Genomic DNA, 23,801 nt, shown 5'->3' with positions numbered 1-23,801 from the left:
GAGACTCGCGGTCGGGCTGACCCGTGGGCGACAAGAACGCCGACACAGGGAGGTATCCATGACTTCGCAACGCCATGCACCGGGCGGGAACCGTGCTGTCCTGTCCAGACGCAGTCTCATCACCGCCATGGGAGCAGGGGCCTTGGGAGCTGGGGCCTTGGGGGCGGGCTCCGGCCGCGCCCTGGCCCAGGCTCCCGCGCAGCCGCCCAGCACCGTGACCAATCCCCCGCGCGACTTCAGCCCCCGGGGCGCCCCCACCACCTATTTCACCGACCCGGACGTGATCACGGTCGATCCGCTCTTCAACCAATACGCCCAGCCCAACAGCGCCATCACCCGCCTGTGGACCGGAACGCTCTGGGCCGAGGGGCCGGCCTGGAACGCCCAGGGGCGCTATCTCGTGTGGAGCGACATCCCCAACAACCGCCAGATGCGCTGGCTGGAGGACGACGGCCGCGTGAGCGTGTTCCGCCTGCCGTCGAACAACTCCAACGGCAACAGCTTCGACTTCCAGGGCCGCCAGCTCTCCTGCGAGCACCTCACCCGGCGCGTCGTCCGCTACGAGCTCGACGGCTCCGTCACGGTGCTGGCCGATTCCTTCGAGGGCAAGCGCCTCAACTCGCCCAACGACGTGGTGGCCCACCCCGACGGCAGCTACTGGTTCACGGACCCGCCCTATGGCGGCCAGCTCTACGAGGGCGCGCCCGACGTGCAGGGCGGGCCGAGCAATGCGGGCGGGCGGCTCAACCCGAGGCTCGGCCAGGCGGCCGGCATCGGCACGGCCCGGCGCGAGCTGCCGACGAACTGCTACCGGATCGACCCGAGCGGCCGCGTCGACCTGGTGGTCACGGAGGACCAGGTTCCCGATCCGAACGGGCTGTGCTTCTCGCCCGACTACAAGCGGCTCTACGTGGCGAGCACGGGCAAGGGCCCGGGCGACACGGGGCCGGGCGGCAAGGGCGACATCCACGTCTTCGACGTGGGCACCGACAACCGGCTCTCCAACCGCCGGCTGTTCTCGGACTGCGTGATCGACGGGGTGAAATGCGGGCCCGACGGGCTGCGCTGCGACGTGGACGGCAATCTCTGGGCCTCGAGCAATGCCGGCCGGGCGGTCGGCTACAACGGGGTCACCGTCTGGACCCCGGAGGGCAAGCTCATCGGGCGCATCCGCCTGCCCGAGGTGTGCGGCAACATCTGCTTCGGCGGGCCCAAGCGCAACCGTCTGTTCATGGCCGCGAGCCAGTCGCTCTACGCGGTCTACGTGAACACGCAGGGGGCCGGGCCCGGGTGAGGAGCCGGGCCGCCGCGGGATCCGCGCAAATCCTTGAAAGTCTTGTGATCCGGGGCCACATGGGATACAAGAACCCCCATCCGACAGGACATTGACGGTTTATCAAGCGTAGGGCGCGTGTTCCGCGCCCTTGTGGCGTCCCGAAAAGTCTTGCCGGATCAAGCGTTTCCATCCGTCGATGATACGCCGGCCCGCTCAGGAGAGCGGCATGCCCTGGACATGGCCCTAAAAGGGGCGTCCTCGGGCAGCGGCGGCTGGAAACGGCCCGTTAACACGAGCCGCCGGCGTTGCCCCTTTGAACGAGGGCCATTCAGGAGAACCTATGTCTGCAGCTTTGCAACAGCCGAGCCGTGAAGATTTCGCGGCCCTGCTCGAAGAATCCTTCCGCACCTCCGAGATCAGCGAAGGCTCGGTCGTGAAGGGCAAGGTGGTCGCGATCGAAAAGGACGTCGCGGTCATCGATATCGGGGCCAAGACCGAAGGTCGCGTCGCCCTGAAGGAATTTGCCGGCCCGAACCGCGACCAGACGGTCAATGTCGGTGACGAGGTCGAGGTCTATGTCGAGCGCATCGAGAATGCGCTGGGCGAGGCCGTCATCTCCCGTGACAAGGCCCGCCGCGAAGAGTCGTGGGTGAAGCTCGAGAAGGCCTTCGAGGCCGGCGAGCGCGTCAACGGCACCATCTTCAACCAGGTCAAGGGCGGCTACACGGTCGATCTCGACGGCGCCGTGGCGTTCCTGCCCCGCTCGCAGGTCGATATCCGTCCGGTGCGCGACGTCACCCCGCTCATGGGCGTGGCTCAGCCGTTCCAGATCCTCAAGATGGATCGCCGCCGCGGCAACATCGTCGTGTCGCGCCGTACGGTTCTCGAGGAGAGCCGCGCCGAGCAGCGTTCCGAGCTCGTGGCCAACCTCGAAGAGGGTCAGGTCATCGACGGCGTGGTCAAGAACATCACCGAGTACGGTGCGTTCGTTGACCTCGGCGGCATCGACGGCCTGCTGCACGTCACCGACATGGCATGGCGCCGCGTCAATCATCCGTCCGAGGTCGTAACCATCGGCCAGACGGTGAAGGTGAAGATCATCAAGATCAACCACGAGACGCACCGCATCTCGCTGGGCATCAAGCAGCTGCTGGCCGATCCGTGGGAGGGCATCGCCGCCCGCTATCCGGTCGGCGCCAAGCTGAAGGGCCGCGTCACGAACATCACCGATTACGGTGCGTTCGTCGAGCTCGAGCCCGGCATCGAAGGCCTGATCCACGTCTCCGAGATGTCCTGGACGAAGAAGAACGTCCACCCGGGCAAGATCATCTCCACCTCTCAGGAGGTCGAGGTCGTGATCCTCGAGGTCGACCAGGTGAAGCGCCGTATCTCGCTGGGCCTGAAGCAGACGCTCCAGAACCCGTGGGAGGCCTTCGCCGAGAAGCACCCGGTCGGCACCGAAGTCGAAGGCGAGGTCAAGAACAAGACCGAGTTCGGTCTGTTCATCGGTCTCGAGAACGACGTCGACGGCATGGTCCACCTCTCGGACCTCGACTGGAACCGTCCGGGCGAGCAGGTCATCGACGACTTCAAGAAGGGCGACGTCGTGCGCGCCCAGGTTCTCGACGTGGATGTCGAGAAGGAGCGCATCTCGCTCGGCATCAAGCAGCTTGCGGGCGATCCCTTCGCCGAAGCCGGCGAGATCAAGAAGGGCCAGATCGTCACCTGCGAGGTTCTCGAGGTGAAGGACGGCGGCCTGGAGGTGAAGATCGTCGACACCGACCTCACCACCTTCATCAAGCGCAACGAGCTCGCTCGTGACCGCGCCGACCAGCGCCCCGAGCGCTTCGCCCCCGGCGAGAAGCTCGATGCCCGCGTCACGCAGTTCGACCGCAAGGCCCGCCGCGTCACCGTCTCCATCAAGGCCCTCGAGGTCGCCGAGGAGAAGGAGGCCATGGCCCAGTACGGCTCGACCGATTCGGGCGCGTCGCTCGGCGACATCCTGGGTGCCGCCCTCAAGGCCCGCACCGACAAGAAGTAATCGGCCTCCGCACGTCGGAGACGGATGGATCCCCGGGCTGAAAAGCCCGGGGATTTTTTTGTTTGCGAGCTCAGCTCGACCTGGCATCACCGGCCTTGTGCCGGTGATCCCGATCCAAAAACCGCGGCGCTTCACGTCACCGGGATGGCCGGGACACGCCCGGCCATGACCAGGGAGGCGCCGGCCCGGGAGCTTGGGTCTGTCTTCGGGCCCGCTATCCCGAGCCGATTTTTGTTGGCCATCTCCCTTTCCGCCCTATCTGCTTGCGCGCGGAGGCATTTTCAGCCACGGCGGATTCACGTTCGCCACCTGGAAATTGCGTCCGAAGCGCTCTAGGGTGCTGCCCTTCTCATCCGACCTGGAACCAGCAAGAGACGAATCGATGTCCATCGATGCCGAAGCCATCGCCGACCGCCGCCGTCTGCGCCGCAAGCTGTCCTTCTGGCGCGTCGCCGGATTTTCCGGCCTGATCGCCGCCGTGGCCGCCCTCGGCTACGCCGCCGCGGACCGGGCGGGCTACGGGGCGATCCAGAGCCAGATCGCGCGGATCTCCGTCGACGGCGTGATCACCGGCAACCAGCGCCTGGCCGACCTGATGCAGCGCGTGGGCGATTCGAGCGCGGTCTCCGGCGTCGTGATCTCCATCAACAGCCCCGGCGGCACCACGACGGGCTCCGAGGAGCTCTACCGCAATATCCGCCGGCTCAGCGAGAAGAAGCCCGTGGTCACCTTCGTGGACGGCACGGCGGCGTCCGGCGGCTACATCACGGCGATTGCCACCGACTACATCGTCGCCCGCGAGACCTCGCTCGTCGGCTCCATCGGGGTGCTGTTCCAGTATCCCGACCTGTCCGGCCTCATGGGCCAGGTCGGCGTGAAGCTGGAGGAGGTGAAATCCTCGCCGCTCAAGGCGGAGCCGAGCCCGTTCAAGCCGACCTCGCCGGAGGCCCGCGCGGCCATGCAGGCGGTGGTCAACGACACCTATGACTGGTTCAAGGCTCTGGTGCGCGAGCGTCGCCGGCTCAACGAGGGCGAGCTGGCTGCGGCCTCCACCGGCCAGGTCTTCAGCGGCCGTCAGGGCGTACCCATGAAGCTCGTCGACAGGATCGGCGGCGAGCGCGACGCGGTCGCCTGGCTGGAGCAGAACAAGGGTGTTGCCAAGGATCTGCCGATTCGCGACTGGAAGCCGAGCAGCGACCGGGATCTCTCCCTCTTCGCCATGAGCGCGACGGTTGCCGACCTCTTCGGATTCGAGCGCGTGGCCGAAACCTTACGCAGGACATCGTCCCATGCCGAGATTGCGCAACTTGACGGCCTCCTGGCTGTCTGGCAACCTTCGGAAAAATAAAGCAACGTCAAAGATATAGCCACTCCATGATCAAATCCGAACTGGTGCTCAAGATCGCCGAGCAGAACCCGCATCTCTATCAGCGCGACGTCGAGAAGATCGTGAACGCCATCCTCGATACGATCGCGGACGCGCTCGCCAGAGGCGATCGGGTCGAGCTGCGCGGCTTCGGTGCGTTCTCGGTGAAGAAGCGCGATGCCCGTACGGGCCGCAACCCGCGCACGGGTGCGGCCGTTTCCATCTCCGAAAAGGTCGTTCCCGTCTTCAAGACGGGCAAGGAAATGCGGCAGCGGCTCAATGCTCCGGCCCCGAAGGTGCTCAAGGCCGCGGCCGCGCAGTGAGGTCTGCCCACGGTCCTTGTCCATGATCCTTGAAGTCATTCATGAGAGGTGTTCGTGATTCGCTTCCTGAAGGCGCTCATTCTCCTGCCGGTGGCCATCCTGGTCGTTCTGCTCGCGGTCGCGAACCGCGCGCCGGTCACGCTGTCGCTCGACCCGTTCTCGCAGGAGGCGCCGGAATTCGCCACGCAGCTGCCCCTGTTCGCCGTGATCTTCGCGGCCGTCATGCTCGGCGTGATCATCGGCGGCACCGCGAGCTGGCTCGCCCAGGGCAAGAACCGTCGCAAGGGACGGCAGTCGCGCCGCGAAGCGCGCCAGCTGCGCTATGAGACCGAGCGCCTCAAGTCGCAGGGCGCTTCGGGCAACACGCTGCCGGCCACGGTGCCCTCGTCCCCCGGCCCCAGGTTCTAAGACAGTTCCATGCGCGTCGTATCCTCCGCCGAGATCGATCGGGTCCTGTCCTTTCCTGCCCTGATCGATGCCCTCGCCGAGGCCTTTCGCGGCGACATGGTGACGCCGGTGCGCCATCACCACGAGATCGAGCGGCCGGGCGCCCACGGCACGCTCCTGCTCATGCCGTCCTGGACCGGCCCCGCCATGCGGGACGGGTTCGTCGGCGTGAAGATCGTGTCGGTCTTTCCCGAGAACGGCGCCAGGGGCCTGCCCAGCGTGATGGGCTCCTATCTCCTGATGGACGGCGCCACCGGCGCGCCCGTCTCGGTGCTCGACGGAACCCGCCTGACGGTTTGGCGCACCGCCGCCGCCTCCGCGCTGGCGGCCCGCCATCTGGCGCGCCAGGATGCCGGCCGCATGGTGATGGTCGGGGCAGGCGCGCTCGCGCCGTTCCTGATCCGCGCCCATCTGAGCCAGCGCCCGATCCGCGAGGTGGCGCTCTGGAACCGCAACGACGCCAAGGCCAGGAGCCTTGCCGACGAGCTCGCCCGCGAGGGATTGCCCGTCACCGCCGTCACGGATCTGGAGGCCGCCGTGCGGCAGGCTGATCTCGTCTCCTGCGCGACGCTCTCGACCGCCCCGATCGTCAAGGGGGGCTGGCTGAAGCAGGGCGCGCATCTCGATCTCGTGGGCGCGTTCAACCTGAAGATGCGCGAGGCCGACGACGAGGCCCTGCGGCGCGCGCAGGTCTATATCGACACGCCGGCCGCCAAGACCGAGGGCGGCGACGTGGCTGTTGCGCTCCACAGCGGCGCCATCGCTGAAAGCCACATCCGCGGCACCCTGGCGGATCTGTGCCGGCACGCGCCCCCTCGCGACCGCGAGGCCGTCACGGCGTTCAAATCCGTGGGTGCGGCGCTGGAGGATCTGGCTGCGGCGATGCTGGTGTGGCGCTCGCTGAAAAGCGTTGTAAAATAGCCCTTATGGATAACCTGATCAAAATCTGCGGGCTCTCCACGCCCGAAACCCTCGATGTCGCCCTCGGAGCAGGCGCCGACATGGTGGGCTTCGTGCGCTTCCCCAAGAGCCCCCGCCATGTCAGCCTGGATCTCGGGCACCGTCTCTCGATCCAGGCCCGTGGCCGCGCCCAGCGGGTGGTGCTGCTGGTCGATCCGACCGACGAGGCCATCGCGCAGGCCATCGAGGCGCTCAACCCCGACCTGATCCAGCTGCATGGCGGCGAGACGCCCGAGCGCGTCGCCGAGATCCGCTCGATGGTCAAACGGCCGGTCATGAAGGCGGTCGGCATCGCGCAGGCGTCGGATCTGCGGGCGCTTCACCCCTATGCCGGCGGCGTCGACCACATCCTGCTCGACGCCAAGCCGCCCCGCACGCCCGAGGCCCTGCCCGGCGGCAACGGGATCTCGTTCGACTGGCGGCTCCTGAACGGACTTGACCCCAGACTTTCCTTCATGCTGTCAGGAGGGCTCAACCCCGACAACGTGGCGGAGGCGATCCGGCTCACGAAGCCGCAGGCCGTCGACGTGTCGTCCGGGGTGGAAAGCGGTCCGGGCCTCAAGGATCCGGCCAGGATCGAGGCCTTCATCAGGGCCGCCCGGACAGCCTTCGCCGCTGCCCACCCCTAATTCAGACGGCACGTCCTTCCGGCGTGCCTTCAAGACCTTCAAGGCAGGACAGGCCGTGTCAGCTCAAGCCCAACCCAATTCCTTCCGCACCGGTCCCGACGAGCGCGGGCATTTCGGCCAGTTCGGCGGCCGCTTCGTGGCCGAGACCCTGATGCCGAACATTCTCGAGCTGGAGAAGGCCTACGAGGAGGCGAGGAACGACCCTGCCTTCCATGCGGACATGGCCCATTTCTCCACCCACTATATCGGCCGCCCGAGCCCGCTTTATTTCGCCGAGCGCATGACCGAGCATCTCGGGGGTGCAAAAATCTACTTCAAGCGCGAAGAGCTCAACCACACGGGCGCCCACAAGGTGAACAACGTGCTGGGCCAGATCCTTCTCGCCCGCCGCATGGGCAAGAAGCGCATCATCGCCGAGACCGGCGCCGGCCAGCACGGGGTCGCCACCGCGACCCTCTGCGCCCGGTTCGGGCTCGACTGCGTGGTCTATATGGGCGCCGTCGACGTGGAGCGGCAGAAGCCCAACGTGTTCCGCATGAACATGCTCGGCGCCAAGGTGGTGCCGGTGCAGTCCGGCACCCGCACGCTCAAGGACGCCATGAACGAGGCCCTGCGCGACTGGGTCACCAACGTGGCCGACACCTTCTACTGCATCGGCACGGTGGCGGGTCCGCATCCCTATCCGGCCATGGTGCGCGACTTCCAGTGCGTCATCGGCAACGAGACCCGCGAGCAGATGATGCAGGCGGAAGGGCGCCTCCCGGACTCGCTCGTCGCCTGCATCGGCGGCGGCTCCAACGCCATCGGGCTGTTCCACCCGTTCCTCGACGACAAGGAGATCGAGATCTACGGCGTGGAGGCGGCGGGCCACGGCCTCGACAAGCTGCATGCGGCGTCGCTTTCCGGCGGCCGCCCCGGCGTGCTGCACGGCAACCGGACCTACCTGCTCATGGACCATGACGGACAGATCCAGGACGCCCATTCCATTTCGGCCGGCCTCGACTATCCCGGCATCGGCCCGGAGCACGCCTGGCTGCACGAGATGGGCCGGGTGACATACATCTCCGCCACCGACGAGGAGGCCCTGGAGGCGTTCCAGCTCTGCTCGCGGCTCGAGGGCATCCTGCCCGCGCTCGAGCCCAGCCATGCGCTCGCCAAGGTCATGGAACTGGCGCCGCAGAAGCCCAAGGATCACCTGATGGTGGTCAACATCAGCGGCCGGGGCGACAAGGACCTGTTCCAGATCGCCGAGCATCTCGGCAACCAGATCGTCTGACGGGGGCGCGGTCCGAGCCCCGTCCCCGGGGGCGGGGAAACCGTGCATGCTATTGGTTTGCCCTGTCTCCCTCCCATGCTAAAGACCCGCCCATGACCCAACGCATCGAAGCCCGTTTCGAACAATGCCGCCAGGAGGGCCGCGCCGCCCTCGTCACCTATGTGATGGCCGGCGACCCGGATCCCGAGACCTCGCTCGCGATCCTCAAGAGCCTGCCGAAGGCCGGCGCCGACATCGTCGAGTTCGGGCTGCCCTTCACCGATCCCATGGCCGACGGTCCGGCCATCCAGGCGGCGGGCCTGCGGGCGCTCAAGGTCGGGCAGGACACGGTCAAGACCCTCGACCTCGTCCGGCGCTTCCGGGCCGACGACCAGGACACCCCCGTGATCCTCATGGGTTATTTCAACCCGATCTTCGTCTACGGCGTCGACCGCTTCCTGGCCGACGCGAAGGCGGCCGGCGTCGACGGCCTGATCGTCGTCGACCTGCCGCCGGAAGAGGACGACGAGCTGTGCCTGCCGGCGCTCAAGGCCGGGCTCGCCTTCATCCGGCTCGCCACCCCGACCACCGACGACAGGCGCCTGCCGGCGGTTCTCCGGAACACGGCCGGGTTCGTCTATTACGTCTCGATCACCGGCATCACCGGCGCGGCGACCCCGGATTTCGGCAAGGTCGCCACGGCCGTGGAGCGGATCAAGCGCCATACGCCCCTGCCGGTGGTGGTGGGCTTCGGCGTCAAGAGCGGGGCGCATGCGGCCGCGGTCGCCCAGGGGGCCGACGGCGTCGTGGTGGGCTCGGCCCTCATCGACGCCCTGAAGGGCACCCTGGATTCCGAGGGTCGCGCAACGGCAGGCAGCATCGAGGCGGTCACGAAGCTGGTGAAGGAACTGAGCGACGGCGTGCGCTCGGTGGCAAAGCGCGCGGCGGCCTAATACATAGAGAGACGGTCCTCGTCCCGGGGAGCGGCGCAGCTGCCTCCCGAAGCAGGGGCCGGAGAGCTCTGGAGACGCTCTGATCCTTCGAGACGGTCACCGTCGTGGCCTCCTCGGGGCGAGGGCGTTCAGGAAGCTCCTGACAGAGAAGGATCAGCAATGAACTGGATTTCCGAAGTCGTCCGTCCGAAGATCAAGACGCTCTTCAAGCGCGAGACGCCGGACAATCTCTGGATCAAGTGCCCGGAGACCGGGCAGGTGGTGTTCCACAAGGACGTGGAGGCGAACCAGTGGGTGATCCCGGGCTCCAACCACCACATGCGCATCTCGGCCACCCAGCGCCTGCAGCTCATGTTCGACGGGGCTACCTGGCTCGACGTGGCCGTACCGGAGGTGCCGGTCGATCCGCTCAAGTTCCGTGACGAGAAGCGCTATGTCGACCGCCTGAAGGACGCCCGCGCCAAGACCGGCCAGCAGGACGCGTTCAAGGTCGGCTTCGGCCGGGTCGACGAGCTGCCGATGACCATTGCGGTCCAGGATTTCGGCTTCATGGGCGGCTCGCTCGGCATGGCGGCCGGCGAGGCCTTCATCAAGGGGGCCGAGACGGCCCTCGACAAGAAGACCCCTTACGTGCTCTTCGCCGGCTCCGGCGGCGCGCGCATGCAGGAGGGCATCCTGTCCCTCATGCAGATGCCGCGCACCACGGTGGCGATCCGCCGCCTGCGCGACGCGAAGCTGCCCTACATCGTCGTGCTCACCAACCCGACCACCGGCGGCGTGACCGCCTCCTACGCCATGCTCGGCGACGTGCATCTGGCCGAGCCGGGCGCGCTCATCGGCTTCGCCGGCCCGCGCGTGATCGAGCAGACCATCCGCGAGAAGCTGCCCGACGGCTTCCAGCGCTCCGAATATCTGAAGGAGCACGGCATGGTGGACGCGGTCGTGCACCGGCACGACCTCAAGGCCACCGTCGCGCGCCTGTCGCGGCTCTTCACCAAGGCGCCGGCTTCCGCGCCCGAGACCGCGGCCGTGGCCGTGGCCGCCGAATAAGTGAGACCCGGGCGATGGAATCCTCCGATGCGCTGATCGCGCGCTTTCTCGCCCTGCACCCGAAGACCATCGATCTCTCCCTCGGGCGCATCCAGCGGCTCCTGGCCCAGCTCGGCCATCCGGAGCGCCGGCTGCCCCCGGTGATCCATGTGGCGGGCACCAACGGCAAGGGCTCGACCATCGCGTTCATGCGGGCGATCCTGGAGAGCGCCGGGCTCGCGGTCCATGTCTATACCTCCCCCCATCTCGTGCGCTTCCACGAGCGCATCCGCCTGGGCCGGTTCGGAGGCGGGCGCTACGTGAGCGAGGAGCGGCTCGTGGAAGCCTTCCGCCGCTGCGAGGCGGTGAATGCGGGCGAGCCCATCACGGTGTTCGAGATCACGACCGCGGCGGCCCTGCTGATCTTCTCGGAGGAGCCCGCCGACGTGCTCCTGCTGGAGGTCGGTCTCGGCGGCCGCTTCGACGCCACCAACGTCATCGACCGGCCGGCCGCCGCCGTGGTCACGCCCATTGGGCACGACCATGCGGAATATCTCGGCACGACGCTCCAGGCCATCGCCGGGGAGAAGGCCGGCATCTTCAAGCGCGGCTGCCCGGCGGTCATCGCCCCTCAGGATTATCTGGAGGCCGACCAGACCCTGCGCGATGCGGCCGAGCGCGTCGGGGCGTCCCCGCTTCTCGTCGGCCAGCAGGATTTCTCGGTGCACGAGGAGGGCGGCCGGCTCGTCTACCAGGACGAGAAGGGCCTTCTGGACCTGCCGCGACCGAAACTCATCGGACGCCACCAGTTCACCAATGCCGGCACGGCCATCGCGGCCTTGCGGGCGGCCGGCTTCGAGCAGTTCGAGACGCAGGCCTTCGAGGCGGGGCTCACCCGGGCCGAATGGCCGGGCCGCCTTCAGCGGCTCAACCGGGGGCGCCTGCCGGCGATCGCCCCGCCGGGCTGCGAGCTCTGGCTCGACGGGGGCCACAATCCCGACGGCGGCCGGGTGCTCGCCGCCGCCATGGCGGACCGGAGCGAGCGCTCGGACGCGCCGCTCGTCCTGATCACCGGCATGCTCGGCACGAAGGACAGCCAAGCCTTCTTCAAGAATTTCTCCGGCCTCGCCCGCGAGGTGATCGCCGTGCCGATCGCCGGCCAGATCGCCGCGCGCCCGGCCGACGAGGTCGCGGCCATCGCGGGCAGCGTCGGGCTCACCACCTCGACGGCGCCGAGCGTCGAATCGGCGCTCGCCTCGCTCCACAACTACGTCTGGGACCACCCGCCCCGGGTGCTGATCTGCGGCTCGCTGTACCTGGCCGGCGAGGTGCTGGCGGCGAACGGCACGCTGCCGGAATAGGCCTCCCGGTCATCACCGGCGCACAAGAAAAGGGGCCTTTCGGCCCCTTCGCGTCGTTGTCGAAACCCGGTCGGACTTAGGCCGAGGCCTGGATCCAGCGGGAGAGCTCGCCCTTGGGGGCGGCGCCGACCTTCTGGGCGACGACCTTGCCGTCCTTGAACAGCATCAGAGCGGGGATCGACCGGATTCCGAGCTGGGAGGAGATCTGCGGGTTCTCGTCCACGTTGAGCTTGGCGATCTTGACCTTGCCGGCCATCTCGTCGGAAATCTCCTCCAGGGCCGGGCCGATCATGCGGCAGGGACCGCACCATTCCGCCCAGAAATCGACCACCACGGGCTCGGAGGATTGCAGGACGTCCTGCGCGAAGCTTGAGTCGGTCACCTTTACGGTCGCCATACCATCACCTTTGACGTTGAACGCGACTCGGGATCCGAGCCGCTCGGCTATGGGGCCAAGGTAAGAACCCGGCCTGAGGGAATCAAGCAAGGGCCAGGGCCCTCACGCCGCTTTGATGAGGGTAAGTGCCGATTCCAGGTCGGGTTCCATGAGCTCATGGACGACCGGCCCTGCGGTCCAGACCAGGAAGGTGCGGATGCGCCGGCCCGGATAGATGGCGGCGAGCAGCGTCCGGTAGAGGGCGAGCTGCGCCACGTAGGATTGCGGCGGCGGCTGGCCGGCCTTCGGCGGCCGCGCCGTGGTCTTGAAATCGGCCACCAGCACCTCCGTGTCGAGGACGGCGAGCCGGTCGATCTGCCCCGACACCAGGATGTCGCCCGCGGGCGTCGCCACCCGTCCGGCAATCGGCGCCTCGGCGCGCGAGCCCTTGCCGAACAGGGGCTCGAGGTCGGGATGCTCGAGCACCGCGAGGGCGTTGGACAGGATCGAGTCGCGCAGATTGGGCGAGAGGCGCGGGGCGCGGGCCTTCACGTAAGCCCGCGCCATGCTCTCCCGGTGCTCCGGCGCGAGGCCGGGCAGGCGTTCCAGCAGGGCATGCACCAGGGTCCCGCGCAGGCGGGCTTCAGGCGCATAGGGGCCGTCCCCCGGCCGCGTCATGCGGTCGGCGGCGCCGAGCGCGCTGGAGGGGCGGATGGGCGGCAGCGCCTCCGGCTCCGGCGCGGCCGCGGCGACCAGCCAATCCGGCACGGCGACGGGATCGAGCGGCGGGACGTCCGATTCGGCCGCGAGGGTGCGGGCCAGCGGCGAGCCCTCCCGCCACACCGAGATCGGCCCGTAGGGCGCCTCGTCCAGCTCCAGGCCGCCGGCCTTTTCGACGAGGCCGTGGCGGATCATCTCGCACCAGGCTTCCTGCGGCGATTCCTTCTTGCCCGTCAGATAGGGGGCGATCACCAGCCGGTCCTTGGCGCGGGTCATGGCCACGTAGAGAAGGCGGTTGTGCTCCTCGCGGCCTTTGGCGTGCAGCACGTCGCGCGCCTGAGCCATCGTGCTCGAATCGGACCCCTTGCCCGGCGACCAGACCGGGATCCTGTCGCCCGACCGGGTCTGGAGCTGCAGCAGCGCCGGATCCCGGCCCAGGACCTCGCAGCCGTCGATGAGCACCACGATGGGGGCTTCCAATCCCTTCGCGCCGTGAACGGTCATCACGCGCACTTCGTTGTTCACGGAATCGAGGTCGCGCTTGATGGTGTGGGAGGCGGATTCGAACCGGTTGAGGAACACGGTGAGCGAGGGCGTCTCCGTCATCTCCGACTGATGCGCGAAGCACAGGAAGGCGTCGATGGCGTCGCCCGCCTCGCTGCCCAGGCGCGCCACGAGGAGGGAGCGGCCGCCGCGCGGGCCGAGCAGGGTGGCGAAGAAGCCGAAGGGCCCGTGGATGCGCGCGAGTCCGCGCCATGCGGCGAGCGCCTCGCAGCCGCGCCGTGCTTTTCCGTCGCCGGCCTCCCCGTGGCGCTCCAGGGCGGCGTGGAGCGATTCCCCGTCGGCGCGGTCGGCGGCAATGCGGATGAGGTCGTCGTCGGTCAGCCCGACGAGGGGCGATTTCAGCGCGGTGGCGAGGGTGAGGTCGTCGTCGGGCAGGAGCGCGGCCCGACCCGCGGCCACGAGATCGAGCACGGCGATGTGCTCGCCGATGTTGAGCCGGTCCGCGCCCGCCACCGGCACCCCCGCCTCCTTCAGGGCGCGGATCACCGCCTCGAAGGCGGCGCCGCGCTTCCTCACCAGCACGAGAACGTCCCCCGCGGTCCAGACGCGGCCCGTCTCGTCGCCCTTGGTGGTCCAGCACTTCACCGCCTGGGCGATGCGGCGCGCGACGACGACGGGCGGCGATTGCTGCTCCGGCTCGTCCACGGGAAGCACCCAGGCCTCGGGCTCCTCCTCCTCGGCCGGCGTCTCGACCGGCCACAGCTCCACGAGACCCGGCGCATGCGGGCGCGCGCTCTCGTGCACGGTGCCGACCGCCCGGTCCTCGAAGGACAGGCCCTTGAAATGCCGCTCGACCGCAAAGGTGGCGTCGACCGCCGACAGCACGGCCCTGGCCGAGCGGAACGACATGGTGAGCGACACGTCCTCGAAATGGAGCTCGGCCTGCTTGACCTTCTGGGACCAGCTCCGGCGCGTGGTTTCGAATTCCTGCGGGGCGGCGCCCTGGAAGCCGTAGATCGACTGCTTCGGATCGCCCACGGCGAAGAGCGTGCGCACGCGGTGGCCCGCGGCACCCGCGCCTGCGGTGAAATCCTCGGTGATGCGGCGCAGGATCTCCCATTGCTCCGGGTTCGTGTCCTGGGCCTCGTCGATCAACACGTGATCGATGCCGCGATCGAGCTTGTAGAGCACCCAGGCGGTGTCGCCGCGGGAGAGCAGCGCCAGCGTCTTGTCGATGAGATCCTGGAAGTCGAGGGCGCCGAGGCGCATCTTCGCCTGCTCGACGCGCGCATGGATCTCGGCCGCGAGCGTGAACAGGGCGGCGGTCCGCTCGACCGCGCGTGCGGCCTTGCGCTTGTCGATCAGCGAGCACACCCGCTCCTGCTCGGCGAGCAGCGCGTCCTTCAGGCTCTCGCCGACCTCCTTGGTGAGGAAGGCCGAGCCCTTGCGCGGCGTTCCCTCGTTGGTGAGGAAGACCGACAGATACTTCTCGAGCTTTTCCGGGACATCCTTGGCCCCGGCGGCGGCCATGAGGGCGTCGGCCCGCTTCTGATCGGTCGCCTTGCCGGCGCGCAGTTCCTGTGCAATGGCCGGCCAGTCCTCGGGCTTCAGGCCGCCTTCGAGCATCCTGCGCTCGATGGATGCGAGCGTCTCGTCCGGACTCAGATCGAGCGCGTCGCGCAGGCGCGCGGGGCCCTTCGCATCGTGCAGGAAGGCCTTGCACTTCAGGGCCGCGTTGATCGCTGAGGCGAGCGCGTCGCCCACCGCATCGACGCTGATGATGTCGAGAGCTTCGGCGAGCTCCGGGAAGTTGCCGCTCGCCGCGTCCGCCATCACGTTGGCGGTGGCCTGCGCCAGCATCTCGTCGGTCTGGCTCTCGTCGAGCACGGCGAAGCGGGCCGGCACGTTGGCCTCGAAGGGCACGAGATGCAGGAGCCGCTCGCAGAAGGCATGGATGGTGTCGATCTTGAGGCCGCCCGGCGTTTCGACCGCGCGGGCGAAGAGCGTGCGCGCGAGCCTGATCTGCTGACGCGTCGGCTTCTCGCCCTCCAGTTCCGTCAGCTCCCGGACGAGGCTCTCCTCGTCGAGCGTCACCCAGCGCCCGAGGCGTTCGAACACGCGGATCGCCATGTTGGCGGCGGCCGCCTTGGTGAAGGTGAGGCACAGGATCCGGCCCGGCAGCGAACCGGCGAGCAGCAGGCGCACGACGCGATCCGTGAGCACCTTGGTCTTGCCCGCGCCCGCATTGGCCGACACCCAGGCGGACGCGCGGGGGTTGGCGGCGCGGCGCTGCGCGTCCTTGGTGTAGTCCGGGATGACGAGATCGGTGCTCATTCGGATCCCTCACCGCCGCCCGCGCTCGCCAGCGACCATTCCTTGACGCGCGCCAGATGGTCGTAGTCGGAGAAGCGGCGGGCGTATTTGGGGAAGGGCCGCGAGACGTAGGCCGCCTCGCCCTTGGCGTAGCGCACGATCATGCCCTCGAACCGGCGGCGATGCTCCTCGACGATCTCCGCAACGGTTCGCGTTTCCTTGCCCGTCGGGCCGATCTCGCGCGGCTTGATCGGCTCGCGTCCTCCCGTCGTGTGGATGTAGACGAGATCGGGCGCTTCCTTGGCCATGGGTAGCCCCTTGAAGGCTCCCTTCATCAGCATCATGGCCTCGAGCGTCAGCTGCGGCGAGAAGCCGGCATAGACCTCCTTCACGCCGGGCGGCTGGCCGGTCTTGAAGTCGACGATGGTGAAGCCGCCGTCGCGGCGGTGCTCGATGCGGTCGGCACGGGCGCGCAGGCTGAAGATCGTGCCGTCCGGCAGCGGGATCGACAGCCGTCCCGAGCGCTCCGCGTAGACGTCGGCAAGAGCCGGGCGGCGCGCCTGCTCCCACACCACGAACTCCGTGGCGAGCCGCGTGAATCGCGGCCACCATTCCGCATAGAGCTCGGGGTAGGCCTCGGCGATGTCGGCAAAGGCATTCGTGCCGAGGGCGAGCAGATCCTCGAGCGCGTGCGCGGGAACGGTTTTCGGATATCTCTCGGCGAACTGCCCGAGCACCTCGTGAATGATCGTGCCGCGCTCCGCCGCGCTCGGCGTGACGGCGATCGCGTCCAGGGCGTCGAGCTTGAGGATGTGGCGCGCGAAGATCGAATAGGGATCGCGCACCAGGGTCTCGATCTCGGTGACGCTCAAGGCGCGCGGGAACAGGGCCGGGTCGGGCCTGGGCCGCGGGCGGGGCAGGGGTGGGGCGGGCTCCGGCGTGTCGAGGGTGCGCGCGAGCCGGCGGTAGGACTCGCCGGCCTTGATCATGCGATCCCACACGTCCCTGCCGCTGAAGGCCTTGAGCCGCTGCAGGAAGCGCGAGGGCACCATGGGCGAGCCGTCGCGCTTGTGGGCGCGCGTGATCACCACGTCGTGCGTGCCGAGCGCCTGCACGAAATCGTGCGCCGTCTGACCGATGCGCCGCTCCGGCGGCATCAGGCCGACGCGCGAGCGCATGGGACGGTTGAGGAACGCGTCGGTCACCGTGCGCGGCGGCCAGGAGCCCTCGTCCAATCCGCCGAGCACCACGCGGTCGACGGCGAGAAGCCGCGCTTCGAGAAGGCCTAGAATCTTCAGGCGGCGATGGGTGGCGCGGGGCGAGGGGCTCAGCGAGCGCTGCTTGGCGAGCGCCGTGAAGAAGGTCGGATAATCCACGAAGCGCCCGCCGAGCGGATGGCCCTCCTCGGCGCGGATGTCGGAATGCTCCAGATCGTCGAAGAGGGCGGCGAGCGCCTCCTTGGAGATGTCGTCGTCCTGTTCGTCGGGCGCGTCGTCCGGCCCGGTCCAGAGCAGTTCGACGGCCCGCCGGTGATGCTCCACCAGGGACATGAGGTCGAGCTGGCCCTCGCCATGGGTGGCGGGCGTGAAGGCGTCGAAGGCGACGCCGAGGCGCTGCAGCAGATCGTCCGCGAGGTCCCAATCGGCGTCCGTGAGGCGCTTGCGCGGACGCGGTGCGCGATGATCGCTCTCGGCGCGGCGGCTGGCGAGGGCCGCGCGCAGGCCCTCGATGCCGAGCGCCGGGGCGGGCCCGCGCAGTACGCCGATCTCGAGCACGCTGGCGGCCCGTTCGACCGCCTCGCGCGGCAGACCGAGGCGCACCATCGGATGGGCGAGCAGCGCCAGAAGGCGCACGGGCCGCAGGTCGTCGGCGGCCGCTTCCGCGGCCAGACGGGCGAGGCGTCCCGCGGGCGTGTCGGACAGCGGAATGCCGGCGGAATCCTCCACGCTCAGGCCCCAGCGGGCGAGCTCCGCGGTGACGCGCGCGGCGAGCGCGCGATCGGGCGTCACGAGGGCGGCCGTCCTGTGCGGGTGGGCCATGGTCTCGCGCAGCGCGATCGCGATGGCGAGCGCTTCCTCGCGCTCGTCCATGGCCTCGATGATGGCGAGGCCCTCGCAGCCGCCCGCGCTCAGGGCGACGCGCGCCTCGGGGTCGATCAGCGACCAGCGGTCCGTGGTGTCGGCCGGGCGCAGGACTTCCGAGAGCAGATGGTTGCGGGCTCTTGCCGCCTCCGGAACCTCGCCGAGAACCGTGACGGCGGCGCGCGGAACGCGCAGATGCCGGTCGAGGAGACGGCGGAGCGACGCTTGCGGATGCCCATGGACCGGGTCGGTCTCGTCATCGCCGGTGCCCCCGATGGTCGCCCAGCTCTCCTCGTCGAGATCGGTGTCGAGGCCGGGCAGCACGATGGCTCCCTTGGGCAGGCGCGCGATCACGCCCATCAGATGCGCGGTCGCCGGCACCGAACCGGTCGAGCCGGCCACGATGATGGGATGTTCCGGCCGCTCGCGGGTGAGGCGCCGCGCCTCGGCGTCGAGCAGCGCGTTGCGCCGCTGCGCCGGGTCGCTCGCTTGGCGCTCGGCGAGGATCCTGGGCCAGTTCTCGCTCGCGATCTGCACGAAATGGCGGGTGATCTCGAAATACTTCGAATAGTCGGAATCCACCGCCAGTTCGAGGGCGTGCCAGTCGATGCCCTCCGTGGTGAAGGCATCCATCAGGGTCTCGAGGTCGCCCGCGAGGTTCACCGCATCGGCCGGCGAGGCCGGCACCATGAAGGGCACTTCCGGGCCGAGTTGCAGCAACGCGCGGTCCACCTCGGCCGACCAGCGCTGCACAAGGCGCGTGAGGATGAGCCGGCGCTCCAGGGGAGGGATCGGCGGCTTGAGGCTCGCGGCCTCCTGCAGGGGCGTGCCCTCGAGCCCCGTCAGCTCGAACTCGGCCTCGTCCGTTTCGCCCAACGGCACGATGTGCGGCAGAAGCTGCGCCCTGCCGTCGCCGCGCTCGGCGAGCAGCGCGATCAGCGCCCGGGTGGCGCGGCGGTTGGGAACGTAGATCGTGATGTCCGCAAGGGCGGCAGGGTCGTCAGGCAGCGGCCCGACAAGCCGCCCGTCGACCAGCGCATCCACCAGGGTCGGCAGGAAGGCGCAACCCGGGGGAATGGAAAAGACGCGCGGTACGCTCGACACGCGGAAACCTCATCGCTTGCTGGCGGCAAGGCACCTTTCGGCCTCGATAATCGCCTGAGGCTCTCCAACATGCAGCCATTGCCCCTCCATGCACAAGCCGTAGAGGCGGTCCTTGGCGATGGCGCGGTCGTAGAAGGCGTTGGCCGAGAATGCCCCGTCGGGCGTTCCGTGGACGAGTTCTGGCTTCACGATGGCCACGCCCGCATAGGCGAAAGGCGCGCCCGGATCCCTTCCGCGGCGGCGCAGGCGGCCGTCCTCGTCCATGTGAAAATCGCCGGGGCCGTCGAATCCAATGCTTGTGGATAACGGCGCCACGAGCATCAGGATGTCCATCCTGTCCGGATCCCAGGCCTTCACGAGACGCTTCAGATTCGGCTCGTCCCCCTCGATCCAGAGCGAATCGGAGTTGAACGTGATGAACGGCGCGTCGCCCAGAAGCGGCAGGGCCTTCTTCACGCCGCCGCCGGTCTCCAGAAGGGCCGCGCGCTCGTCCGAGATGAGGATGCGCGGTGCCGCGCGGGTGCCGACATGCGCCTCGAGCATGTCGGCGAAATGGTGCACGTTCACCACCACGGTGTTCATTCCCGCCTCGTGCAGCCGGTCGAGGGCGAAGTCGATCAGGCTCTGTCCCGCCACCTTCACGAGGGGCTTGGGCAGGGTGGCGGTGATCGGCAGCATGCGCTTGCCGAGGCCTGCGGCAAGGACGATGGCTGTGTGGGGCGCGCGAGGGGTCTGGGACAAGGAAATGACTCAGGCTTCGGGCGGGATGTCATCCCCGTAGGGGACGAGCCGCGGCAGATAGTTTTCATACCAGCCCTTGAGCTTTCCCAGGGCCGGATGGGCGAGGTTGCGGACCAGGTAGGCCTCGATCCGCGGCAGGTGCTTCAGGTAATGCGGCTTGCCGTCGCGCCGGTCGAGGCGGGCGAAGATGCCGAGGATCTTGGTCGCGCGCTGGCCCGCCATGATGGCATAGGCGCGGGCGAAGGCGGACACGTCGAAGGCCCGATCGGCGGCCTTCCGGTCCCGGGCATAGAGGCCGATGAGCTTCAGCTCCAGTTCCGGCGGCACCGTCACGCGCGCATCCTGCAGGAGCGACGCGACATCGTAGGCGGGCGAGCCCAGGACCGCGTCCTGGAAGTCGATCAGGCCGACGCGCTGGAGGCCTTCGCGTTCGGGAAGCCAGATCAGGTTGGGCGAATGGTAGTCGCGCAGGGTCCAGGTGACCGGGGCGGAGAGGACCTCGCCCAGGGTCTCGGTCCAGAGATTGACGAACTCGGCCCGCGCCGATCCCGAGAGCTGGGTGCCGATGATGTGCGGCACGTACCAGTCGAGCAGCAGCTCCACCTCGATCAGGAGCGCTTCGAGATCGTAGGGCGGGATCGGGTGATCGATCCCGTCCGCCACGGGCAGCACCTGCGGCAGGGTCTGGCCATGGAGCTGCGCCAGAATCCGCGTCGCCTCCGCGTAGCGCTCCGGGATCGGCCCGTTCTCGTTGGTGACGGGCTCGGCCCCGAGATCCTCGATGAGGAGCAGGCCCGCCTCCAGGTCCTCGCCGTAGATGTAGGGCGCGCTGAAGCCCAGGGCCCGCAGGCCCTTGTCGATGGCCACGAAGGCGTTCACGGTCTCGGCGAGCTTCGCGATGGTGGTGTAGGGCTTGCCCCGCCGCACGGCCGGCCCGACCGGGCGCGGGGGAGAGATCATCAGCAGCGCGGTCGAGCCGTCAGGCTTCACCAGGCGCTCGTAGGAGCGGATCACCGAGGCGTCGGCGGTCATCGGATGGCGCACGGCATCGCCCCAGCCGCAGCGCTCCACCAGGTTGCGATAGGCCTTCATGCGCTGGAGCCGGGACGCGAAGGCGCCGGTTCCGGTCAGCATGGCGAGCCTGCCGCGGCCCTGACCGCCGGGCATGAAATCGAGACGGATGTCGAGATGCTCGGGCTTGAGCGCATCCGCGGCGCGCTCCGGCCATTCCACGAGCGCGATGGCGTTCTCCGTCATCTCGTCCCAGCCCAGCTCCGTCAGCTCGTAGCCGCCGGAGAGGCGGTAGAAATCCGCGTGCACGATCGGGCAGCGCGGGCCGTCATAGACCTGCATCAGGGTGAAGGTGGGGCTCGGGACCTCGAGCTCCGGCTCACCGGCCAGGATGCGCACCAGGGCGCGGGCCAGCGTGGTCTTGCCGGCGCCGAGCCCTCCCGAGAGGGTCACCAGATCGCCAGGCTTGAGCTCTTCGGCCAGGATCCGCGCGAAGCGCTCCGTCGACTCGTGGTCGGGAAGCGTCACGATCCATGCGGCCTGCAAAACATCCTGTTCGGGCATGAGAGCCAGTCCATTCGCCATCGCTGTTCCTACTCGGCTGCGATCGGTGTTAGCGCAGATTGCGCGGATCGGCCATCGGACGGCGTCTCGTGGCGGTCGTTCGGGAAGATGCACGTGATGGTGGTGCCGATGCCCGGGGCGGACGACACCTCGATGCGCCCGCCATGCAGCTCCACGAAGGAGCGCACGATCGACAGGCCCAGGCCCACGCCGCGGTGGCGCGTTCCCAGGGTGTGGCTCTCGAACCGCTCGAAGATGCGCGCCTTGATCTCGGGCGGGATGCCGCGGCCCTGATCCTTCACGTCGAAGATCACCTCGCCGCCACGCTTGCGCGCCGAAACTCGGATCGTCTGCCCGGGCGACGAGAAGCCGACCGCGTTGGAGAGCAGGTTGAACAGGATCTGCCGCACGCGCTTGCCGTCGGCCACGAAGGTGCCGATGTCATCGGGCGTATCGACCACCACGGTGAGCGAGGATTCCGCAAGCCGGTCCTCCAGCCCGCGCATGGCGGCCTCGATGGTGGACCGGATGTCGACGATCTCAGGGCTGAGCTCGAGGGAGCCGGTGTCGATGGACGCGAGATCGAGAATGTCGTTGAGAATCGCGAGCAGCGCCGCCGAGGAGCGCATGATGTGGTCGGCGTAGTCGCGCTGACGCGGATTGAGCGCGCCCACCGTCTCGTCGCCGAGAAGCTGCGTGAAGCCGATGATGTTGGTGAGGGGCGAGCGCAGTTCGTAGGACACGTGATGCACGAACTCGTCGCGCAGGCGCGAGGCGCGTTCGAGCGCGTCGTTGCGTTCGGTGAGCGCACGCTCCACGTTCACGCTCGCGGTCACGTCGGTGAAGCTGAGCAACGTGGCGCCGTCGGGCAGGGGCTGCGCGGTGCAGTCGAGCGCCGTGCCGTCATGGCGCTCGATGCGGCAGGTAAGGCCCATGCGCATGTCGGCAAGGCCCGCCACCGCGCCGCGGATGTCGATCCACGGCTCGTCCTGCGATGTCAGGAGGCGGCAGGTCTTGATGATCGTATCGATATGCGGGTTCTCGCCCGTCATCTCGGGCGGCAGGTTCCACATTTCGGCGAAGGCGCGGTTGTGCAGCTTGAGGCGCCCGTCGGACCCGAACACCGCGACGCCCTCCTTGAGCGTGTCGAGAGTCTCGGACTGCACGCGGGTCAGCGAATGCACCTGGGAGGCCAGCTCGAAGCGCTCGCTGACGTCGTCGAAGAGATAGGTCACCCCGCCCTGCGGATTGGGATTGATGACCACGCGCAGGGTCCGCCGGTCGGGCAGGTGCCACCAGGTCTCCTGCTGCTCGACCGAGCGGTAGCCCTGCAGGAAGTCGGCCTTCCAGGCGCGGAAATCCGCCTGCTCGGGCAGCTTGCGGCCGGCGCGCAGGCGGTCGAGCACCTCGCCGTCCGTCGGCCGGGACGCGAGAAAGGCCGCATCGAGGCCCCAGAGCTGCTGATAGGCCGCGTTGCTGAAGATCAGGGTCTGCGTTCCATCGAAGATCGCGACGGCCGTCGGCAGCTGATCCAGGGTGCGCACATGGGCATCCATCTGGCGCTGCAGATCGGTGCGGACCGCTTCGAGTTCCGATACGTCCACGGCGATGCCCGCGCTGCCGCCGGACGTCGGGCGCTCGATCACGTCGAGAACGGCGCGGTGGCCCGCCACCACGGCCGTCACGCGGCCCGAGAAGGTGGTGCCCGACTGGCGCTGGCGCCGCGCCTCGTCCCGGGTGATCGCCCCGAGGAGTTCGAGGGAGCGTGCGATGGCGTCGTCGAGGTCCTTGGCCTCCACCGAACGCAGATAGGCCTGATTGGCCCAGAGGAGCTTGTCGTCCTGGTCGCGGATCCAGAGCGGGTAGGCGACGTCGTCGAGAAGCATCGTCATGGCCCGCAGATCGCTGCGTGCGGTCGCCAGTTGGTTCTGAGCCGTCATGAGTTCGGCCCGGTCGCCCGTCACGTCCCGCAGGCGCAGGATCGCCCGCCCGCCGATGGTGCGGCCTTCCACGTCGACGAAGCGGCGGCCGGCCGTGCACCGGCCGGTGAGGCGGAAGCCCTGGCCGCGCTGCTTGAGCTGCTCGAGGGCGCTGTCCACGGCAGCCGCATCGGCAGGCGCGAGCCAGGTGCCGAACGCCAGAGCGCGCTGGGCCGGAGCATTCTCGCCCACGATGGAGGGATCGCCCTGGAAGCGCGGCTCGCCGTCCCGGCCGTGCCAGCTCACCAGGAGCTGACGTTCCGACCCCATGAGGAGCGCCGCGAGATCGTCCGCGCCCCGAAGGGCGTCGAGCTCGTTCCGGAGACGCCGCTCCATCCGGGCGGAGCGCTTCTGCTCGCGCATGAGCAGCAGGGCCGTGGTGGTCGAGAAGGCGACAAGGCCCATGAAGAGGCCGAAATAGGCGGCGTTGTGCAGGTCGAAGCTGTGGAGAAAGCCCAGAAGATCCGAGGCGCCTTCCGCGATGGGGAGCAGCAGGCCGTTGGCAAGGGCCGCCGGGGCGGTGCCTGCCAGGAGCGCCAGGGACAGGGGAACGCGGGCGGCACCGACGAGAGAGCCCCTCCCGTCCTTCCCGCCGTCGTGACGCTCCCGTTGGCCGGCCATGCCGCGCTGCCCTTTCTTCATTGGCGGCCCGACATTCAGGCCAAGTTGGATCGAGCCCCGGCCGCGCTTTCCCGCGCCGCAGAGGTCAACCGTCTACGCATGAACGGAACTGCCGGCGCAGGTTCGAAGCCACAGCACAGCCGGTCG

General features: G+C 68.7%; 17 protein-coding genes. 11 read left to right on the top strand and 6 right to left on the bottom strand.

Going from position 1 to position 23,801, the window contains the following annotated elements:
• Positions 1 to 58 precede the first annotated feature (58 nt).
• The 11 genes from OCW50_RS07855 to OCW50_RS07805 all read left to right on the top strand — a co-directional run bounded on the left by OCW50_RS07855 (position 59) and on the right by OCW50_RS07805 (position 11,640).
• Entirely contained in the window at positions 59 to 1,294 is a 1,236-nt protein-coding gene (locus OCW50_RS07855; RefSeq protein ID WP_373371331.1) for an SMP-30/gluconolactonase/LRE family protein, read from the top strand.
• 322 nt (positions 1,295 to 1,616) lie between these two features.
• On the top strand, positions 1,617 to 3,317 hold the full coding sequence (gene rpsA / locus OCW50_RS07850; RefSeq protein ID WP_262271371.1) for a 30S ribosomal protein S1: 1,701 nt from the start codon (positions 1,617 to 1,619) through the stop codon (positions 3,315 to 3,317).
• Positions 3,318 to 3,699: 382 nt separating this feature from the next.
• On the top strand, positions 3,700 to 4,665 hold the full coding sequence (gene sppA / locus OCW50_RS07845) for a signal peptide peptidase SppA (RefSeq protein ID WP_262271370.1): 966 nt from the start codon (positions 3,700 to 3,702) through the stop codon (positions 4,663 to 4,665).
• A gap of 26 nt (positions 4,666 to 4,691) precedes the next feature.
• Positions 4,692 to 5,006: an integration host factor subunit beta gene (gene ihfB, locus OCW50_RS07840; RefSeq protein WP_262271369.1), complete on the top strand. Its 315-nt coding sequence runs from the start codon at positions 4,692 to 4,694 to the stop codon at positions 5,004 to 5,006.
• Positions 5,007 to 5,060: 54 nt separating this feature from the next.
• Positions 5,061 to 5,414 carry a lipopolysaccharide assembly protein LapA domain-containing protein gene (locus OCW50_RS07835; protein ID WP_262297061.1) on the top strand — a complete coding sequence of 118 codons (354 nt, stop codon included), beginning with the start codon at positions 5,061 to 5,063 and terminating at the stop codon, positions 5,412 to 5,414.
• Positions 5,415 to 5,423: 9 nt separating this feature from the next.
• A complete protein-coding gene (gene lhpI / locus OCW50_RS07830; RefSeq protein ID WP_262297060.1) occupies positions 5,424 to 6,374 on the top strand; it encodes a bifunctional Delta(1)-pyrroline-2-carboxylate/Delta(1)-piperideine-2-carboxylate reductase in 951 nt (316 codons plus the stop codon).
• 5 nt (positions 6,375 to 6,379) lie between these two features.
• A complete protein-coding gene (locus OCW50_RS07825; RefSeq protein ID WP_262297059.1) occupies positions 6,380 to 7,042 on the top strand; it encodes a phosphoribosylanthranilate isomerase in 663 nt (220 codons plus the stop codon).
• 55 nt (positions 7,043 to 7,097) lie between these two features.
• Positions 7,098 to 8,318, top strand: a complete 1,221-nt coding sequence (gene trpB / locus OCW50_RS07820; RefSeq protein ID WP_262297058.1) for a tryptophan synthase subunit beta — start codon at positions 7,098 to 7,100, stop codon at positions 8,316 to 8,318.
• Positions 8,319 to 8,410: 92 nt separating this feature from the next.
• Positions 8,411 to 9,250, top strand: a complete 840-nt coding sequence (trpA, locus tag OCW50_RS07815) for a tryptophan synthase subunit alpha (RefSeq protein WP_262297057.1) — start codon at positions 8,411 to 8,413, stop codon at positions 9,248 to 9,250.
• Positions 9,251 to 9,409: 159 nt separating this feature from the next.
• Positions 9,410 to 10,300, top strand: a complete 891-nt coding sequence (accD, locus tag OCW50_RS07810) for an acetyl-CoA carboxylase, carboxyltransferase subunit beta (protein WP_262297056.1) — start codon at positions 9,410 to 9,412, stop codon at positions 10,298 to 10,300.
• A gap of 14 nt (positions 10,301 to 10,314) precedes the next feature.
• Complete coding sequence (locus tag OCW50_RS07805) at positions 10,315 to 11,640, top strand: bifunctional folylpolyglutamate synthase/dihydrofolate synthase (protein WP_262271641.1); 1,326 nt, start codon at positions 10,315 to 10,317, stop codon at positions 11,638 to 11,640.
• Between the two features lie 76 nt (positions 11,641 to 11,716).
• Here OCW50_RS07805 and trxA read toward each other — a convergent pair whose 3' ends face one another.
• The 6 genes from trxA to OCW50_RS07775 form a co-directional block, all read right to left on the bottom strand.
• Positions 11,717 to 12,037, bottom strand: coding sequence for a thioredoxin (trxA, locus tag OCW50_RS07800; RefSeq protein WP_262271642.1), 321 nt, complete (start codon positions 12,035 to 12,037; stop codon positions 11,717 to 11,719).
• Between the two features lie 102 nt (positions 12,038 to 12,139).
• On the bottom strand, positions 12,140 to 15,574 hold the full coding sequence (gene addA / locus OCW50_RS07795) for a double-strand break repair helicase AddA (RefSeq protein WP_262297055.1): 3,435 nt from the start codon (positions 15,572 to 15,574) through the stop codon (positions 12,140 to 12,142).
• The gene (gene addB / locus OCW50_RS07790) at positions 15,571 to 18,738 is read right to left on the bottom strand and encodes a double-strand break repair protein AddB (RefSeq protein WP_262297054.1); all 3,168 of its coding nucleotides are present in this window, start codon (positions 18,736 to 18,738) and stop codon (positions 15,571 to 15,573) included. Before addB ends, addA begins: the two co-directional genes overlap by 4 nt.
• Before the next feature lie 9 nt (positions 18,739 to 18,747).
• Positions 18,748 to 19,479 carry a nucleotidyltransferase family protein gene (locus OCW50_RS07785; RefSeq protein WP_262297053.1) on the bottom strand — a complete coding sequence of 244 codons (732 nt, stop codon included), beginning with the start codon at positions 19,477 to 19,479 and terminating at the stop codon, positions 18,748 to 18,750.
• Between the two features lie 9 nt (positions 19,480 to 19,488).
• Positions 19,489 to 21,075 carry a tRNA (adenosine(37)-N6)-threonylcarbamoyltransferase complex ATPase subunit type 1 TsaE gene (gene tsaE, locus OCW50_RS07780; protein WP_262297052.1) on the bottom strand — a complete coding sequence of 529 codons (1,587 nt, stop codon included), beginning with the start codon at positions 21,073 to 21,075 and terminating at the stop codon, positions 19,489 to 19,491.
• A gap of 8 nt (positions 21,076 to 21,083) precedes the next feature.
• Positions 21,084 to 23,654 carry a sensor histidine kinase gene (locus tag OCW50_RS07775; RefSeq protein WP_373371349.1) on the bottom strand — a complete coding sequence of 857 codons (2,571 nt, stop codon included), beginning with the start codon at positions 23,652 to 23,654 and terminating at the stop codon, positions 21,084 to 21,086.
• Between the last annotated feature and the right edge of the window lie 147 nt (positions 23,655 to 23,801).

The sequence above is a fragment of the Microvirga sesbaniae genome (assembly GCF_025460805.1).
GTDB classification, from domain to species: Bacteria; Pseudomonadota; Alphaproteobacteria; order Rhizobiales; family Beijerinckiaceae; genus Microvirga; species Microvirga sesbaniae.
Note: the sequence above shows the minus strand (reverse complement) of the source record. Positions and strands in the feature narration are given on the sequence as shown.

Bases quoted from the DNA above. Each gene is read 5' to 3' on its own strand.
- OCW50_RS07855 (WP_373371331.1), top strand. From the start codon at position 59: ATGACTTCGCAACGCCATGCACCGGGCGGGAACCGTGCTGTCCTGTCC.
- rpsA (WP_262271371.1), top strand. From the start codon at position 1,617: ATGTCTGCAGCTTTGCAACAGCCGAGCCGTGAAGATTTCGCGGCCCTG.
- sppA (WP_262271370.1), top strand. From the start codon at position 3,700: ATGTCCATCGATGCCGAAGCCATCGCCGACCGCCGCCGTCTGCGCCGC.
- ihfB (WP_262271369.1), top strand. From the start codon at position 4,692: ATGATCAAATCCGAACTGGTGCTCAAGATCGCCGAGCAGAACCCGCAT.
- lhpI (WP_262297060.1), top strand. From the start codon at position 5,424: ATGCGCGTCGTATCCTCCGCCGAGATCGATCGGGTCCTGTCCTTTCCT.
- OCW50_RS07825 (WP_262297059.1), top strand. From the start codon at position 6,380: ATGGATAACCTGATCAAAATCTGCGGGCTCTCCACGCCCGAAACCCTC.
- trpA (WP_262297057.1), top strand. From the start codon at position 8,411: ATGACCCAACGCATCGAAGCCCGTTTCGAACAATGCCGCCAGGAGGGC.
- accD (WP_262297056.1), top strand. From the start codon at position 9,410: ATGAACTGGATTTCCGAAGTCGTCCGTCCGAAGATCAAGACGCTCTTC.
- OCW50_RS07805 (WP_262271641.1), top strand. From the start codon at position 10,315: ATGGAATCCTCCGATGCGCTGATCGCGCGCTTTCTCGCCCTGCACCCG.
- trxA (WP_262271642.1), bottom strand. From the start codon at position 12,037: ATGGCGACCGTAAAGGTGACCGACTCAAGCTTCGCGCAGGACGTCCTG.
- addA (WP_262297055.1), bottom strand. From the start codon at position 15,574: ATGAGCACCGATCTCGTCATCCCGGACTACACCAAGGACGCGCAGCGC.
- tsaE (WP_262297052.1), bottom strand. From the start codon at position 21,075: ATGGCGAATGGACTGGCTCTCATGCCCGAACAGGATGTTTTGCAGGCC.
- OCW50_RS07775 (WP_373371349.1), bottom strand. From the start codon at position 23,654: ATGGCCGGCCAACGGGAGCGTCACGACGGCGGGAAGGACGGGAGGGGC.